Origin of the sequence: Pseudomonas sp. NyZ480, assembly GCF_029537255.1 — a bacterium.
In the GTDB taxonomy this organism is placed as follows: Bacteria; Pseudomonadota; Gammaproteobacteria; order Pseudomonadales; family Pseudomonadaceae; genus Aquipseudomonas; species Aquipseudomonas taiwanensis.
Window position 1 is genome coordinate 3422827 of sequence record NZ_CP120626.1, and the last position, 14805, is coordinate 3437631.

Below are 14805 nucleotides of genomic sequence, written 5' to 3' on the forward strand. Positions count from 1 at the left end.
AATGCCATGACCCTGATGACGCCCACGCGCTTGCTGCTGGCCAGTCTCACCCTGGCTTGTGCGGGCAGCGCGACTGCCGGCCAGAGCCTGGAGCAGGTGCGCTATGCCCTGTTCAAGGATCCCAGCGCCGATGTGAGCGCCGATTTGCGTGAACTGGCACGGCGCGGTGATCTGGCCAGTACGCTGCTGCTGGGCGATGTCCTGGCCAGCCGCGAGGATGTCAGCCGTCAGGAGGTGGTTGCGCTCTATCACACCGCGTTCGGCGATGGCCAAGGCATGGTTCCGGCACTGGCCTCGTTGGCCCGGCTGATCGACCGCACCCCCAGTCTTCGCGAAGCACAACGGCCATGGTTCGAGCGCGCCCTGACCCGCTACCAGAGCACACTCGACCCACGCAACGCCAGTACCACACTGGAAGTGTTCCTCACCTATCCGCAACTGGTGAGCGTCGACCAGGCGGCGGAACTGCTGGAACTTTACGAGCGCTCGTGCTTGCTCAACTGCCGCCCGCAGCTGTACCGGGCGGTGCTTGCCGAGCGCCAGGGCGACCAGGGCGCGGCCGAACGCTGGTACCGCGAGGCCGTGCGCTTCGATGCGCGCGCGATCGACCGCTACTACGCCTTCCTCGGTGATCGACAAGACCAACTGTTCCCGGCTTTCGCCACTTCACTGGAGGCGCAGCGCAGTCAATTACCAGTCGATATCGTGCACCGTATCGCCTCGCTGCTCGACAACATCGCCAGTGTTCAGCGCGCCGAGCAGGAAGCCGACCGTATCGAACGTCAGAGCCGCGAGCCTGACACGCCGCCCGTCGCACCGACGCCCGAACAGCAGGCCCGTGACAAAGCCCAGGCCGATGCCTTGGCGATCGCCACCGCACAGGTGCAACGCTGGCGTGACGAGGCCGTCGCCAGGGGCTTCGTCCCGGCCATGGTGTCCAAGGCCAACTTCATGATCTCCAACCCCACCGAGCACAACGCCGAGGAAACCCAGGCGCTGATCGATCAAGTCCGCCTGCGCGAGCCGATGCGGGCCAAGGCGTTGCAGGCCTCGTTCTACATGGTCAACAACTGGCTGACCCTGGACCCGGAGAAGGCCCGGGCCCTGATCGACGAACTGCGCGCCAGCCAGTATCCCGGTGCCGGCCTGCTGCTGGCCGACTACTACAGCAAGGGCGTGCAGGACCAACCCGACCAGGACAAAGCCCTGGCGCTGTTCCAGGAAGAGGCTGCCAAGGGCTCGACCGCCGCCTGGTACCGCATGGCCACGTTGCACGCCTATGGCCGCGCCCTTTGCCATGACCCGGTCAAGGCCTACACCTATGCGCGGATCGCGCTAGACCTCGGCGAGCGCAGCGCCCGTAGCTTGGTCCGACGCCTGGAAAAGACGTTACCCAAGGATGACATCGAGCGTGCCCTGGCCGCGCGCAACGATCTGCTGAAGGAGGCCACGCTGTGAAAACCCACCATCCCCTGTTCGCTGCCCTGCTCACCCTGACGCCGCTGTCCGTGGTCCTGGCCGCCGAAGAAATCACCGGCCCCGAAGCCGACAGCAACGCGCCGGTGCGTGTTGCCGCAGCCGATGGCAGCGAGCCGCTGATCACCTCGGAATTCTTCAACAAACTCACCGTGCAGACCGGCTACGGCCCGGAAGACTCGCAAGTCGGCAGCGATCGCGAAATGTTTTACAGCTTGCGCTACGAGCCATCATTTGCCTGGTATTCGCCCGAAAAGCGCTGGGCCAAATGGATGGTCTACGGCCGCCTGTGGCTCAACTACGACTCCAGCGAGTCGAGCAACCTGACCAACGAAGCCACCAACAGCAGCGAACGCGAACAGCCCGAGGGCTGGTACGCCGAGCTGCGCGAGCTGTACGTCAAGCGCAACCTGATCGGCGACGACCCGCGGTATTCCGCGTCACTTGGCCGGCAGCGCTTCTACGACGACTACGGCATCTGGTGGGACGACAGCCTGGAATCGCTGCGCTTCAACTACCAGGACACGTTCTCCGAGGCGTTCATCGCCGTTGGCCAGAAGTTTCACAACTACAACACCGATGTGAACAGCCTTGCCGATAGCGAAGCGCGCACCACCTACGTGATGGGTCAGTATGCCTACCGCTGGAGCCCGAACAACCAGGCCGGCGTGCGCCTGATGCACGAGAACGACCACAGCGGCCACGACGCCGAAGACCGCTACGACTTCAAGGGCCTGCGCTACGGGTTGTTCTTCATGGGCGACAACCTGGGCCTGCCGGCGCTCAGTGACTACCACCTGGAGCTGGCCGCCCTGGATGGCAAGATGGACAACACCGACGGCAATGGCACGACCACAACTGGCCACGGCAGCAAGGGCTGGGCCGCCTTGGGTGAGGTCGGCAAACGCTTCGACACGCTGCCCTGGACGCCACGTATCGCATTGCGCGGCGGCCTCACCGACAAGCCAAGCGACGAGAACGATGGCTTTCGCCTCAATGCCATCCAGTCGGACCGCATCACCCGCAGCGGGTCCTACAGCACGCGCCTGACCAGCTCGTTCGTTGCCCTGGACCTGCGCAACCTCAGCTACTACGGCATCGCCGTCGAGACCAAGCCCACTTCCCGCAGCGCCCTGGACCTGCGCGTGACCCAGCTCGACCTGCGCGATGAAGACGGCACTTTGCCCATCCGCATGAACGGCGACCAACGGGCCGAGCGCAACCGTGCAATCGCCCAGGGCAGCAATGGCAATGGCCGCAATGTCGGGCAGATGGTCGACCTCAATTACTACTGGAAGATGTTTCCGCTGGCACTCGACGGCAAGCACCTGGATGTCAACGCACTGGTCAGCGCCAGTTACCTCAATGCCGGCAGTGCATTGGCAACCGGCGACGACTACCAGCTGAGCGTCGGCGTGGTCATCAGTTACTAAGGACGGGCAGCGCCATGATCTTCGCCTCCAACGTGTTCCTGTTTCTCTACCTGCCGCTGTTCCTGGCCGTGTATTTCCTGGCCAGGGCGCAGTGGCGCTCGACGGTGATCGTCGTCGCCAGCTACCTCTTCTATGCCTGGTGGCGACCGGACTTCCTGTTGCTGTTCGTCGGCATCACCTACTGGAACTACTGGTTCGGCCTGCGCATCAAGGCGCGCCTCGACGCGGCGGACAAACGTTGGGCGCTTCGTCTGCTGTGGATCGGTGTAGCCGGCAACCTCTCGACCCTGGGCTACTTCAAGTACGCCAACTTCGGCGCCGAAGTGCTGGCCCTGCTGCTGGCGCCACTGGGCATCGACACCTGGACCCTGGAAAACATCTTCCTGCCCCTGGGCATCTCGTTCTATGTGTTCCACGCCCTGAGCTACATCGTCGACATCTACCGCAAGGACGCCACGCCGACGCGCAATTTCATCGACTTCGCCGCCTTCGTCGCATTGTTCCCGCACCTGGTGGCCGGACCGATCCTGCGCTACAGCCAACTGGCGCCGCAGCTGCGCGAACGCACCCATTCGCTGGAGCTGTTCTCGCTGGGCGTGTGCCGCTTCATGCTCGGCTTCATCATGAAAGTACTGATCGCCGACCGCCTGGCGCCGATCAACGCGCTGTTCGTCAGCGAAGGCACCCTGCAGTTCAGCGACGCCTGGTTCGGCCTGGTGGTCTCCACCCTGCAGTTGTACTTCGACTTTGCTGGCTACAGCCACATGGCCTTGGGCCTGGCCTTGATGATGGGCTTTCGCTTCCCGGAAAACTTCAACCAGCCCTATGTGTCGCAGAGCATCACCGAGTTCTGGTCGCGCTGGCACATGACCCTGGCGCACTTCCTGCGCGACTATGTGTACATGCCCCTGGTACGCAAGCGCGTGGCCGGCGCATTGCCGGCGCTCATCTGGACCATGCTGCTGTCCGGGTTGTGGCACGGGGCGAGCTTCGCCTTCATCTGCTGGGGACTGTTCTTCGGCGTGGGCATGGTACTGGAACGCAAGTTCAACCTGGCGACCAAAGTCAGCACCCCATACCACCTGGGCCGCAACCTGCGCACCGGCCTGCTGATCGTGCTGAGCATGCCACTGTTCTTCACCATGGACCTGCGCCACAGCATCGACATCTACAAAGCGCTGTTCGGCTTCAACGGCTTCGGCTCGCTGGAGCTGTACGTGCTCGGCGCCTCGAAAATGGCCATGGCCTTCGCCCTGGTGGCCTTGGCCTGGCTGGTCCTGGCGGGCATCAACAATGTGCGCTTCTACGCTGGCAACAAGACGGGGTACTTCATGCGCCATGTCGGCGCGCTGCACAGCGTGTTGCTGTGGGGCGGTTTCCTGTTGGCGCTGAGCAGCCTGGCGGCCAATTCGTTCTCGCCCTTCCTGTATTTCCAGTTCTAGGAGACGGCCATGTATCCGGTGATGAATTCGGCCAGCAAGGCCAATGGCATTCTGTTCGCGCTGGCACTCGGGGCGATGTTCGTCTACTCGCTGCCACCGGTGTTCAGCTTCGCCCGCACCCAAAGCGATGCCTGGAACCTATTCGTCGACGGCAAGCTGCTACGCAAGTTCGAGCAGGTGTACGACAAGCGCTTCTTCCTGCGAGCCCCCTCCGTGACGCTGTGGGCCGACGCGCAGTTCCAGCTGTTCGGCGAAGGTACCAAAGGCGTGGTGCTGGGCAAGGATGGCTGGCTCTACACCAACCAGGAATACCGCGTGCCCAATGACCTGGACGCCAACCTGACGGGCCAGCTGGAGCAGATCGTCAAGGTCCGCGCGCAATTGGCCGAACACGGCAAACAACTGGTGGTACTGCCGCTGCCAATGAAGCTGGATGTGTATGCAGCGCACGCCGAGCATGCGTTCGACCCCAGGGTGACCGGCCTGTACGACCGTTTCGTAAGCGAGCTGCAACGACACCAGCTGGACGTGGTGCCGCTGCGCAGCGCGTTCCTGGCCAACCTTGGCGGCCCGAAGCTGTTCCTGAAATCCGACACCCACTGGAGCCCAGAAGGTGCGCGCCTGGCCGCCTACGAACTGGCACGTCAACGTCCGCAATTGCTGGGTGATCAGGTCTACCTCTCGCACCCGTCCGGGGAGAAAAGCATCAAGGGCGACCTGATGAACTACATCCAGTTCGACCATGCTCGCCTGGCGCCGCAGTTCGGAGCCAACCCGATCAAGCTGTACGAAACCCTCAAGGCCGAACAAAGCAGCGATGACCTATTCGCCGAGCAGGAGCAGAGCCTGCTGCTGGTAGGCACCAGCTACAGCAAGATCGACGACTGGAACTTCGTCGGCTTTCTCAAGGAGGCACTCAACCGCGACCTGCTGAGCATCGCCGTCGAGGCCCGCGGCCCGTTCGAAGCCATGAACCAGTTCCTGGCAAGCGATCAACTGGCCAACCCACAGATCGAAACGGTGGTATGGGAATTCCCCCTTCGCACCTTGCTCGCCCACCGTCCCGGCGCGCTCAGCCGCAGCGCCGTGCCCCAGCATTTCTGACGAATCAAGGAGAACCTGATGAAACCTGCTCACCTGTTTACCGCCGTTGTCCTGGCCACCGCCAGCCAGGCGGGCTACACCGCCGAAGGCAATGCCGACCTGTACGATGCAGTAGCCCCTGCCGATTCGGCCTTCGTCCGCGTGCTGAACCTCTCGGACCGCAGCATCGACGTCACGTTGAGCGGCAAGGTCAACCCGCAGAAGGTTGCGCCCGGCCAGCTCAGTGGCTACCGCTTCACCTCAGCCGGCACCCACAAGATCGCGGTCGGCGGGCAATCCATCGAGCCGCAGCTGAAGGCCAACGCCGCCAGCACCGTGATCTACGACGGCAAGCAACTGAAGCTGATCGCCGACAAATACGTCAACGAGCCGAAGAAGGCACAGATCGCCTTCTACAACCTCACACCGGCACAAGCGGCGCTCAAGACCGAGGACGGCAAGCACGTGGTCGTCGACCCATTGGCCAACGGCCAGACCGGCAGCCGCATGGTCAACGAGCTCAAGATCGGTTTCGCCGCCTATGTCGCCGATCAGAAGGTGGCGGAATTCGACGATCAGTTCCTCAAGAAGGGTCGCTCGTACAGCTATGTGCTGCTGCCCCAGGGCAACGGCTACCGCAGCATGACCCAGGCCAACAGCATCGACCCCACCGAGTGACGCCCACGCTGCAAGGATGGATAGGTACATGAAGACCCTAGTAAGTGTGTCTCTAAGCGCAGCCCTGACCCTGCTGAGCCTGCCTGGCCAGGCCGCACAGGCGCCAAAAGCCGGCTGTGAGAACCTGCGGTGCATGGTCTGCCCGGCGCTCAGCGACCCACAGCGTTACACCGAGGGGCGCATGAAGCTGATGCGCGAAATCGTACCCGGCAAGGACCGCTGGCTATTCCGCTCGGCGGTGGACCTGACCAACGACTTCGGCATTCCCGCCCCTATGCGCCCGGAGTTCGCCCGTTTGATGCAGGCCTTCCAGCGCCAGGGCATCCACGTGGCCATGGCGGTCCAGCCCACCCGCGGGCTGATGCACCGCGACAAACTGCTCGAAGGCCAACTGCACGGTTTCGACTATGCCCAGGCCAGCGCCCACCTCAGTGCCTACCTTGGCCAGTTGCGCCAGGGCGGTGCGGTGGTGGCGCCGATGATGCAACTGGTGCAGCAGCCGCCTCAGGGCGAGTACTTCTTCCGCCGCGACCACCACTGGACCCCGGCCGGCGCCGAAGCCACTGCCAGACTGATGGCCGAAGAGATCCGCCGCCAGCCGTTCTACGGCGAGTTGACCAAGAAGCAGTATCGCACCGAGCCTGGGGTGATGGTGCCCAAGGATGGCACGCTGAACCTGGCGCTGAGCAACATCTGTGGCAACAACTATGGCTTCCAGTACGTGCGCGGCTTCCAGACCATCCCGGTGGCCGACAGCGCCGATGCGCTGTTCGACGAAGCGCCAGACCCGCAAGTGATCCTGGTGGGAGACAGCAACGCCGCTGCACGTGAAGACGAGAGCAAGCAGTTCAATTTCGACGGCTACCTCAAGCAATACCTGAGTGTGGATGTACTCAACTATGCCCTGCCGGGTGTCGGTGAGGACGGCTCGCTGCTGGCGTACCTGCTGTCGGAAGACTACGACCCCAAGGCCCCGCCCAAGTTGATCGTCTGGGAACTGCCGGCCAACTACCGGCTTGATTCGCCGTTGATGTATCGCCAGTTGGTGCCGGCGGTTCAGGGCGGCTGCTCGGCCAACAGGCAAGTGTTGGGGTCGAAGTTGCAACACCCGGCGCTGAAGGTTGGCGAGCGCATCGAGCTGCTGAGCAACGCGGGCAGTTCGCGCCAGTCGTTGAGTGGTTCGAAGGGGTTTCTCGACATCCGCCTGAGCGACAAGAACATCAAGGACTTCTACATCATCGTCTATTACGACAATGGCGCGCGCGACAAGGTGTGGTTCCGTCGCGAGGCAGCCGTCAGCGGCGGGCAGTACTACCTGGAACTGAGTAAGGACCCAGCGTTTGCCGGGGCCAACTTGCTGTCGGTGTTCATGGAACCGACCAAGGCGGGCACTGCGGCCACCGAGGTGGAGACTCGTCTGTGTCTTTGAAGATGCTCATCGGGGCTGCCTCGCTGCTTCCCCTGGCCCTGCTCCCCCCCCAGGCTCAGGCAGCCCAGTCGATCTGGCCTGCGCATCCCACGCCACAAGCGGCCATGATCGCCGACTACCACACCCTGGCCTGCAGCAAGGAGCCTCCGCCGCCCTATACCGGCAGCCTGCGCCTGCAGAGCAAGTACGACCAGCGCGACGTCAGCAAGTCGACCCTGCGCAGCAGCCCCGATGCAGGCAGCGAACGCATCGGCGAGCAGGTCAAACAGTTCGTCGGCGGGCTGATCTACGCCAGCAAGCGTTTCCAGCGGGCGAAAAAGCCGCAGGACGCCAACATGGCCCTGGCCTGCCAGGACCAATGGCTGCAAGACTGGGCCGAAGCCGGCGCACTGCTCAACCCGGATGCCAGCGGCACAGGTATGGCCGCGCGCAAATGGGCTTTGGCGGCAATGGCCGGAACCGTGCTGCTGACCCAGTCAGCCAGTGACGGCAAGGTGCGACTGAGCGAGGCTCAGCAGTCGTGGTTCACTCGCCTGGCCGAATTGGTGATCCACGAGTACGACCCACGCCGCGATGCCCCAGGCGTGTACTTCAACAACCACGACTACTGGGCTGCCTGGGCCGTAGCCGCCACCGGCATGCTGGTCGGGCGCGACGACTTCATCCAGTGGGCCGACGGCAACCTACGTCGTGGCCTGGCCCAGGCGGTGCGTTCCCGCGATGGCAGCTACGCCTACCTGCCGCTGGAAGTGGCGCGGGCCAAGCTTGCCGCCACCTACAGCCAGTACGCCTTGGTACCCCTGGTATTGCTGGCTGAATCGGCGCGCGTCAACGGCCTGCCGTGGAGCGCCGACGACCAACAGACCTTGGACCTTCTGGCCAACTTCGCCGCTCGCACGGTGCTTGACCCACGCGACCTGCCCGAACTCGAAGGCCAGTCCCAGGCGGATGTAGCGCCGTACAAACTGGCCTGGTTGATCCCGTTCCTGCAGCGCAATCCCGGCCACGCCCTGGCGCGCCAGCTGTACGACAGCGAAGACGGCGATGTGGACAACTACAGCCAGCTAGGCGGCCCTATCAAACCGTTTTACCCCTCATTGCCCGGATCAAGGAACTGACCCATGACTGCCCTCGCCCGCTTCCCCCTCGCCTGCCTGGTCACCTTGGGCCTGGCCGGTACTGCCCAGGCCGCCAGCCAGACGCTGACGGTCAACTACACCTTGACCACACTGACCCAGGAGCAACGCACGCACAAGGTCGACCAACTGCGCCAGCAGGTGCGCGAGGCAGTGACGTTCCATCAGGCAGAACGCCCGCGCCCGGCGGGCCGCGCCAGTGTCAGTCTGCAACCGATGTTCTCGTCACAGGCCGGCAGCTGGCCCTTCGAGCCATTCGTCAACAACGGCCTGTTCCGCGCCATCGCCGGCTACCAGGCGCATCATCCTCAGGTAGTGCTGGTGCGCGCGGGCAGCATCACCCTGGCGCAGTTGCACGATGCGCTGAACGATACGCGCATCCTGAGGCGCTACAAGGACGGTTACCTGCTCAGCTACCCGTTGATGATCGGTGCCGACGCCGGGTTGGTGTTGGAGGGCACCCGCCTTTACTTGTCGAGCCATTCGGGCACAGCGCTGATCAACCAGGGATGGCTGGGGTTGAACCAGTCCAGCCTGCAAAGCCTGGCCGGTGACCGACCAGGCAACACCGACCGCGCCTGGCGGCCGTTCGTGGTGGCCTGGGCCGGCAGCCATACCCAGGTGATTGGTTCGACCCTCAAGCGCCTGGGCTACAACGCCAACCTGTCCCGCGGACTGACCACTGCCCTAAGTGCCCAGCAAGCCGCGAACACACCTGCCGCCACGGTGATCATCCGCGACAGCCACTTCAGCGAGATGTCCAGCGCGGTGGAGTTGCAGCACAGCCAGGCGACCATCACCGCCAGCCAGTTCGAAAAGTCGCAGCAATACGCCATCGACGTGCGTGACAGCCAGGTCAAACTGCAGGACAACCAGCTACGCGGCATCGACAACAACAGCGGCGTGCGCCTGCGTGGCCAGACCCGCGCCCAGGTCGATGGCAACCTCATTCTGGGTGCGGCAAAGGCGGCCATCGAAGTCAGCGAACAACAGGGCGCGGTGCTGCTGGCCGGCAATCGCATGGGTGACAGCCGAGGCAATGGCATCCAGTTACGCAACCTGGCACCCACCACCGCTGCCCCGCTGGTCGTCGAAGATAACCTGCTGGCCAGTAGCCAAGGCAGCGCGGTGGATGCCAGCGAAGTCAGCGCCTTGGCACTGCTCGACAACCGCATCGGCAATACCCAGGAGTATGCCGTCAGCCTGCGCAATGCCACACCGCTGGCAGGGCCGCTGGTACTCAGTGGCAATCGCCTGGGCCAGGTCGGCAAGGCACTGGTACGGGTCGAGGGGATGCGGGATGTCGTGATGGGCGCTAATCGTTTCGAAGGTAAGCCCTTGTTGCAGAATTTATTGATCGGGGATCTGCTGCCGGTGCAGGGGCAGTTGCTCGACGCTACGGTTCGTCAGGGGGCGACGGTGCAGGTGCAGCAACAGTGAGTCCAGGCATGTGCGGGACTTCGCCTTTTCTATGCCACCTTCAAACTCGCCCACATGAAAAGGTCACACGGCATATAAGAGCGCGCCCTATCATTTTACCAGTACCCCTTGGATACTTCTTTCGCTACATTTAAGCCTCACTCAAAAATCGAGGACTTAACAATGAGCAATACTGAGACACAATGGATCGAAAACCGATTTGTTATCGAATTCAAAAGCACGGGCTTAAAATATGAAACAGACAAACTCGATTCCCACAGCACCTTGATCAAAGGCACCTTCTCTTTAGCCTCAGGCAATTATGTGGTCGCTATCGAGACGAGGACCGCAAGCTTTACCAAAGGCAACTGGGTAGTCCCAGATCAACTAGATGTAACCCTTTACCCACCAAATGGCCGAATCATAGCCACTCAAGGCGAGGTACACATTACTCAACGAGTGGGTCAAGAGGTATGGGGGAGGATCGACGTGAGCTATCCGCTAGAAGACGATAAGAAAGAAACGGTCACCGGTCGATTTAAGACAACACTCCGAGTAACTGACTGATACACCAAGACGCCTTCCAATCAACCTTGGAGGCCTTCGTCTCATAACCTATCAGCGCTCTCGCTTTCACTGACGTAGCCGGCGCTTCTGCGAACCCGCTACGTTAGTCTATTTCTCGCTGCAGTTGCCAAAAACAATCCGCCTCCCCGACTTTTAGAAAGCCATGGCGCAAGTATAAGTATCGCGCCGGGTTACTCCTGAATACCATCAACCTCAACAATGGCAAATGCCGCAGCGACGCCCAGTCGGCCAGTTGCTCCAGCACACAACTCCCCACGCCCCGGCCGCGATGTTCTGGCGACAGGTGCAGTTCGCGAATGAACAGCGCCTGCCGGTCCTGGCTCAGGCTACAGAACCCCAGTACGGTATCCCCCTCCACCACTAGCCATTGCTCGCGCCAGGCCCACGCCTGGTCGAACGCTTCCTCGATCCACAGCAAGTCGAACTCGCGGTAGTACGGCAACATCGCCCGCCGCGTCAGATCGCGCGCGAACGTACGATCGGCGTCGGTCGCGGCTTTCAGTTCAATGGCCATAGCACACCGGCGAGCTTGCCGGCCCATGTCGGTCCAGTTCATCCTCCAGCCATTGCGCCAACACCCGTGCGTTGTTGTGGCGCGTGTCCTTGCCGGCATAGAGCAGGGTCAGGTCCCCCTTGGCCGCCAGGTCCAGCAGGGGGTACCAATGCTCGGGATGCGCCGCCAGCTCTTGCCGGTAGCGCTGGCTAAAAACGGCAAAATCCAGCTCACCCCGATGGAATGCCTGGCGCAGCTCGACGGAAGGCGCGACCTCGCGCAACCAGGTTCCCTGCAGGTCATCCTTGCGTTTGTTGCGCGGCCACAGGCGGTCGACCAGCACACGTTGGCCATCGCTTGCCTGCGCCGCATCGTAGACACGCTTGCAGTGAATCATGGGTTTCTCCTGCGCTGACCGTTCGTCCCTGGCCTAGCGAGTTCTTTGACAAAGATCAGTCTAGCGTCCCGAATTGTTTCTATGCTCAGGGGCCTCGGCAACTTCGCCCAACGCCAACCGGAGCCCCCATGGCAACCCCGTCACTGGCCACCCAGACGCACCTGGCCCAGCGCGACGCCCGCCCGCAATTATCCCACAAGCCTGGGCGCGCCACCCTGACCTTGTTCTTTGGCCTGCTATTGGCGGGCATCGCCTATACCGCCTGGAGCCTGAGACAGGACGTCACCGCCAGCGGTACGGTCATCACCACTGTCACCCCCTTTCTGCTGCTGGGCCTGGCTTTGCTGATCGCTCTAGGCTTCGAGTTCGTCAACGGTTTCCATGACACCGCCAATGCTGTAGCCACCGTGATCTACACCCACTCTTTACCTGCGCCAGTGGCAGTGGTGTGGTCTGGGCTGTGCAACTTCCTGGGGGTGCTGCTTTCCAGTGGCGCGGTGGCCTTCGGCATCATTGCCTTGCTACCGGTGGAGCTGATACTACAGGTCGGATCTTCGGCTGGCTTCGCCATGGTGTTCGCCCTTTTGCTGGCGGCGATCATCTGGAACCTTGGCACCTGGTGGCTGGGCCTGCCGGCCTCATCGTCACATACGCTGATCGGCTCGATCATCGGCGTGGGCGTAGCCAACGCCCTGATGCATGGCCGCGATGGCACCAGTGGTATCGACTGGAGCCAAGCCAGCAAGGTCGGTTATGCCCTGCTCTTTTCCCCGCTGGTCGGTTTCGCCTGCGCGGCATTGCTCCTGCTGGCCTTGCGCGCACTGGTCAAGCGCCGGGCGCTGTACCAGGCACCGGAAGGCCAGACCCCACCGCCCTGGTGGATCCGTAGCGTGTTGATCCTGACCTGCACCGGCGTGTCCTTCGCCCATGGTTCCAATGATGGTCAGAAAGGCATGGGGCTGATCATGCTGATTCTGGTCGGCACATTGCCCATGGCGTACGCCCTGAACAAGACCATGCCGAACGAGCAGGCCTTGCAGTTCTCCGCTGTCGCTGAAGTGACGCGCCAGGCGCTGGTACGCAGCGACCCGCAGCCAGCGCCGGCCGATCCGCGCCGGGTGCTGACTGCGTTCATTGCCGAGCCCAGGACCAACCCGCAACTGGTGCCCGCCCTGGCAGCACTCACCGGTATGATCGGCGAGCAAGTCAAAGGCTATGGGTCGCTCAAGCGCGTGCCAGCCGAGGCCATGGCCAACGTGCGCAACGACATGTACCTGACCAGCGAAGCCATTCGCCTGCTCGACAAGCACCGCCTGGCCACCTTCGATGCTGCCACCCGCAGCCAGGTACAGATGTTCAAAGGCCAATTGGACGATGCCACGCGTTACATCCCGCTGTGGGTCAAGGTGGCCGTGGCCATCGCGCTGGGATTGGGCACCATGGTGGGCTGGCGGCGGATCGTGGTGACGGTGGGCGAGAAGATCGGCAAGACCCACCTCAGCTACGCCCAGGGCGCTTCGGCCGAGGTGGTGGCAATGTGCACCATCGGTGCTGCGGACATGTTCGGGCTACCGGTATCCACCACCCATGTGCTCAGTTCAGGGGTAGCCGGGACCATGGTGGCCAACGGCTCGGGCATTCAGAAACGCACCCTGATCAACCTGCTGATGGCCTGGGTGCTGACACTGCCGGCGGCCATGTTGCTGGCGGGGTGCCTGTACTGGATTCTGAGCCACGTGTTCTGAATCCGGGGCACTGGCCCCTCCCACACGGACAGCGCAGATCCTGTAGGCGGCGGCTTGCCGGCGATGACGCCGGTACAGTCAAGACGACGCCGTTACCCGTCCATTCAAATACTTCAACCCGGAATTTTCAGCCCACGCTGCACCGCTGGGCGTTCGAGGAACCGAGCCAGCGCACGCTGCACTTCCTTGAACTCATCGAACCCCACAAGCTCCCGGGCGTTGTAGCGCTCCACCAGGTTGCGCACCCAGGGGAAGATGGCGATATCGGCAATGCTGTACTCATCCACCATCCACTGCCGCCCTTCCAGGTGTCGGTCGAGCACGCCGAGCAGGCGCTTCGATTCGTTGACGTAGCGGTCGCGAGGGCGCTTGTCTTCGTATTCCTTGCCCGCGAAGAAGTGGAAGAAGCCCACCTGGCCGAACATCGGACCAATGCCGCCCATCTGGAACATCAGCCATTGCAGGGTCTGGTAGCGGCGGGCCGGGTCGTCGCTGAGCAACTGGCCGGACTTTTCCGCCAGGTACTGCAGGATCGCCCCCGATTCGAACAGCGGCAGCGGCTGGCCGCCCGGACCGTTCGGGTCGAGAATCGCTGGGATCTTGTTGTTGGCGCTCAGGGAAACGAACTCGGGAGTGAGCTGGTCGTTGCTGTCGAAGTTGACCTTGTGCACCTCGTACGGCAGCCCGATCTCTTCCAGCATGATCGACACCTTGACGCCGTTGGGGGTGGGCAACGAATACAGTTGCAGCCGCTCAGGGTGTTTCGCGGGCCACTTTTGAGTGATCGGGAATGCGCTCAGATCGGTCATGGTCAACCTTGCCTGGGGAATGGTCCTGCCACTCTAGAGGCATCGCGGTCGGCTGACCATCATCCCGTGGCCTTCAAGCCTGTCCGTGGGCCTTGAGCTTGAGCTTGTCGGTATCGACTCGTACGAACACCGAATCAGCGGTCACTGTCAGCACATCGCCAGCCCAGACTTCACAGATCACGCGGCTCTTGCGTCCCACCTCGCCCTCTACACGCGCCTTGAGCAATAACTCCACGCCCATCGGGGTCGGCTTGAGGTAGGTGAGGTTGAGCGTGCCGGTGACGCAGTCGATGCGCGGCAAGCTGCCCGGCTCGCGACCTTCGGCACGGTAGTGATAGGCCATGGCGGTCCAGTTGGAATGGCAGTCGACCAGCATGGCCAACAGGCCACCGTAGACTAGGCCGGGCCAGCCGCTGAACGTGCTGTCAGGTGTGTGCCGGCACGACAGATGAATGCCATCGGCGTCCCAATGGCTTTGCACGTGCAGACCGCTGGGGTGGGCGCAACCGCAGCCATAGCAGGTGCCGTCCGGCGCGGCCAGGGCTTGAAGGGAAAGGGTCTGGTCGTTCATGCGCTTCCTGTGCTTGTTGGAATGGGAAGAAATGCCTGCCTCGATGGTAACGCTCGAATCTGTCAGCGCCAATCGCAAAACGGGGGCGCACCGCGCCCCCTGGAGG

Annotated in this window: 14 protein-coding genes; 10 read left to right on the plus strand and 4 right to left on the minus strand. The window is 62.7% G+C overall.

Annotated elements, in window-relative coordinates; genetic code table 11:
* Window positions 1–6 precede the first annotated feature (6 nt).
* The 9 genes from P3R38_RS15765 (at window position 7) to P3R38_RS15805 (ending at window position 10663) form a co-directional block, all read left to right on the plus strand.
* Window positions 7–1458 (plus strand): sel1 repeat family protein, encoded by a 1452-nt coding sequence (locus P3R38_RS15765; protein WP_027908156.1) that lies wholly within the window; start codon window positions 7–9, stop codon window positions 1456–1458.
* Window positions 1455–2909, plus strand: coding sequence for an alginate export family protein (locus P3R38_RS15770; RefSeq protein WP_277686402.1), 1455 nt, complete (start codon window positions 1455–1457; stop codon window positions 2907–2909). The genes P3R38_RS15765 and P3R38_RS15770 overlap by 4 nt, the downstream gene beginning before the upstream one ends.
* Window positions 2910–2923: 14 nt before the next feature.
* Complete coding sequence (locus P3R38_RS15775) at window positions 2924–4351, plus strand: MBOAT family O-acyltransferase (RefSeq protein ID WP_027908157.1); 1428 nt, start codon at window positions 2924–2926, stop codon at window positions 4349–4351.
* Window positions 4352–4360: 9 nt separating this feature from the next.
* A complete protein-coding gene (locus P3R38_RS15780; RefSeq protein WP_023381201.1) occupies window positions 4361–5455 on the plus strand; it encodes an alginate O-acetyltransferase in 1095 nt (364 codons plus the stop codon).
* Window positions 5456–5473: 18 nt separating this feature from the next.
* Entirely contained in the window at window positions 5474–6112 is a 639-nt protein-coding gene (locus P3R38_RS15785) for an alginate O-acetyltransferase AlgF (RefSeq protein WP_104881502.1), read from the plus strand.
* A 28-nt stretch (window positions 6113–6140) separates the two neighbouring features.
* On the plus strand, window positions 6141–7541 hold the full coding sequence (locus P3R38_RS15790; RefSeq protein WP_277686403.1) for an alginate biosynthesis protein AlgX: 1401 nt from the start codon (window positions 6141–6143) through the stop codon (window positions 7539–7541).
* Window positions 7532–8659: a polysaccharide lyase gene (locus tag P3R38_RS15795; RefSeq protein WP_277686404.1), complete on the plus strand. Its 1128-nt coding sequence runs from the start codon at window positions 7532–7534 to the stop codon at window positions 8657–8659. The genes P3R38_RS15790 and P3R38_RS15795 overlap by 10 nt, the downstream gene beginning before the upstream one ends.
* 3 nt (window positions 8660–8662) lie before the next feature.
* Window positions 8663–10117, plus strand: a complete 1455-nt coding sequence (locus tag P3R38_RS15800) for a right-handed parallel beta-helix repeat-containing protein (RefSeq protein WP_023381205.1) — start codon at window positions 8663–8665, stop codon at window positions 10115–10117.
* Between the two features lie 162 nt (window positions 10118–10279).
* Entirely contained in the window at window positions 10280–10663 is a 384-nt protein-coding gene (locus P3R38_RS15805; RefSeq protein WP_277686405.1) for a hypothetical protein, read from the plus strand.
* Between the two features lie 103 nt (window positions 10664–10766).
* Here P3R38_RS15805 and P3R38_RS15810 read toward each other — a convergent pair whose 3' ends face one another.
* Entirely contained in the window at window positions 10767–11198 is a 432-nt protein-coding gene (locus P3R38_RS15810; RefSeq protein ID WP_023381207.1) for a GNAT family N-acetyltransferase, read from the minus strand.
* The gene (locus tag P3R38_RS15815) at window positions 11188–11574 is read right to left on the minus strand and encodes a DUF488 family protein (RefSeq protein WP_027908160.1); all 387 of its coding nucleotides are present in this window, start codon (window positions 11572–11574) and stop codon (window positions 11188–11190) included. Before P3R38_RS15815 ends, P3R38_RS15810 begins: the two co-directional genes overlap by 11 nt.
* A gap of 128 nt (window positions 11575–11702) precedes the next feature.
* On the opposite strand from P3R38_RS15815, the gene P3R38_RS15820 reads away from it, so the two are divergent.
* Entirely contained in the window at window positions 11703–13319 is a 1617-nt protein-coding gene (locus tag P3R38_RS15820) for an inorganic phosphate transporter (RefSeq protein ID WP_104881496.1), read from the plus strand.
* 113 nt (window positions 13320–13432) lie between these two features.
* Here the strand turns inward: P3R38_RS15820 and P3R38_RS15825 are convergent, their stop codons facing one another.
* Together P3R38_RS15825 and P3R38_RS15830 are read right to left on the minus strand one after the other, a co-directional pair.
* Complete coding sequence (locus P3R38_RS15825; RefSeq protein ID WP_023381210.1) at window positions 13433–14128, minus strand: glutathione S-transferase N-terminal domain-containing protein; 696 nt, start codon at window positions 14126–14128, stop codon at window positions 13433–13435.
* A gap of 73 nt (window positions 14129–14201) precedes the next feature.
* Window positions 14202–14699, minus strand: a complete 498-nt coding sequence (locus P3R38_RS15830) for a PaaI family thioesterase (protein WP_023381211.1) — start codon at window positions 14697–14699, stop codon at window positions 14202–14204.
* Window positions 14700–14805 lie beyond the last annotated feature (106 nt).

Excerpts from the sequence above, each read along its gene's own strand:
- P3R38_RS15765 (WP_027908156.1), top strand. The coding sequence starts at position 7 with ATGACCCTGATGACGCCCACGCGCTTGCTGCTGGCCAGTCTCACCCTG.
- P3R38_RS15775 (WP_027908157.1), top strand. The coding sequence starts at position 2,924 with ATGATCTTCGCCTCCAACGTGTTCCTGTTTCTCTACCTGCCGCTGTTC.
- P3R38_RS15780 (WP_023381201.1), top strand. The coding sequence starts at position 4,361 with ATGTATCCGGTGATGAATTCGGCCAGCAAGGCCAATGGCATTCTGTTC.
- P3R38_RS15785 (WP_104881502.1), top strand. The coding sequence starts at position 5,474 with ATGAAACCTGCTCACCTGTTTACCGCCGTTGTCCTGGCCACCGCCAGC.
- P3R38_RS15790 (WP_277686403.1), top strand. The coding sequence starts at position 6,141 with ATGAAGACCCTAGTAAGTGTGTCTCTAAGCGCAGCCCTGACCCTGCTG.
- P3R38_RS15800 (WP_023381205.1), top strand. The coding sequence starts at position 8,663 with ATGACTGCCCTCGCCCGCTTCCCCCTCGCCTGCCTGGTCACCTTGGGC.
- P3R38_RS15805 (WP_277686405.1), top strand. The coding sequence starts at position 10,280 with ATGAGCAATACTGAGACACAATGGATCGAAAACCGATTTGTTATCGAA.
- P3R38_RS15810 (WP_023381207.1), bottom strand. The coding sequence starts at position 11,198 with ATGGCCATTGAACTGAAAGCCGCGACCGACGCCGATCGTACGTTCGCG.
- P3R38_RS15815 (WP_027908160.1), bottom strand. The coding sequence starts at position 11,574 with ATGATTCACTGCAAGCGTGTCTACGATGCGGCGCAGGCAAGCGATGGC.
- P3R38_RS15820 (WP_104881496.1), top strand. The coding sequence starts at position 11,703 with ATGGCAACCCCGTCACTGGCCACCCAGACGCACCTGGCCCAGCGCGAC.
- P3R38_RS15825 (WP_023381210.1), bottom strand. The coding sequence starts at position 14,128 with ATGACCGATCTGAGCGCATTCCCGATCACTCAAAAGTGGCCCGCGAAA.
- P3R38_RS15830 (WP_023381211.1), bottom strand. The coding sequence starts at position 14,699 with ATGAACGACCAGACCCTTTCCCTTCAAGCCCTGGCCGCGCCGGACGGC.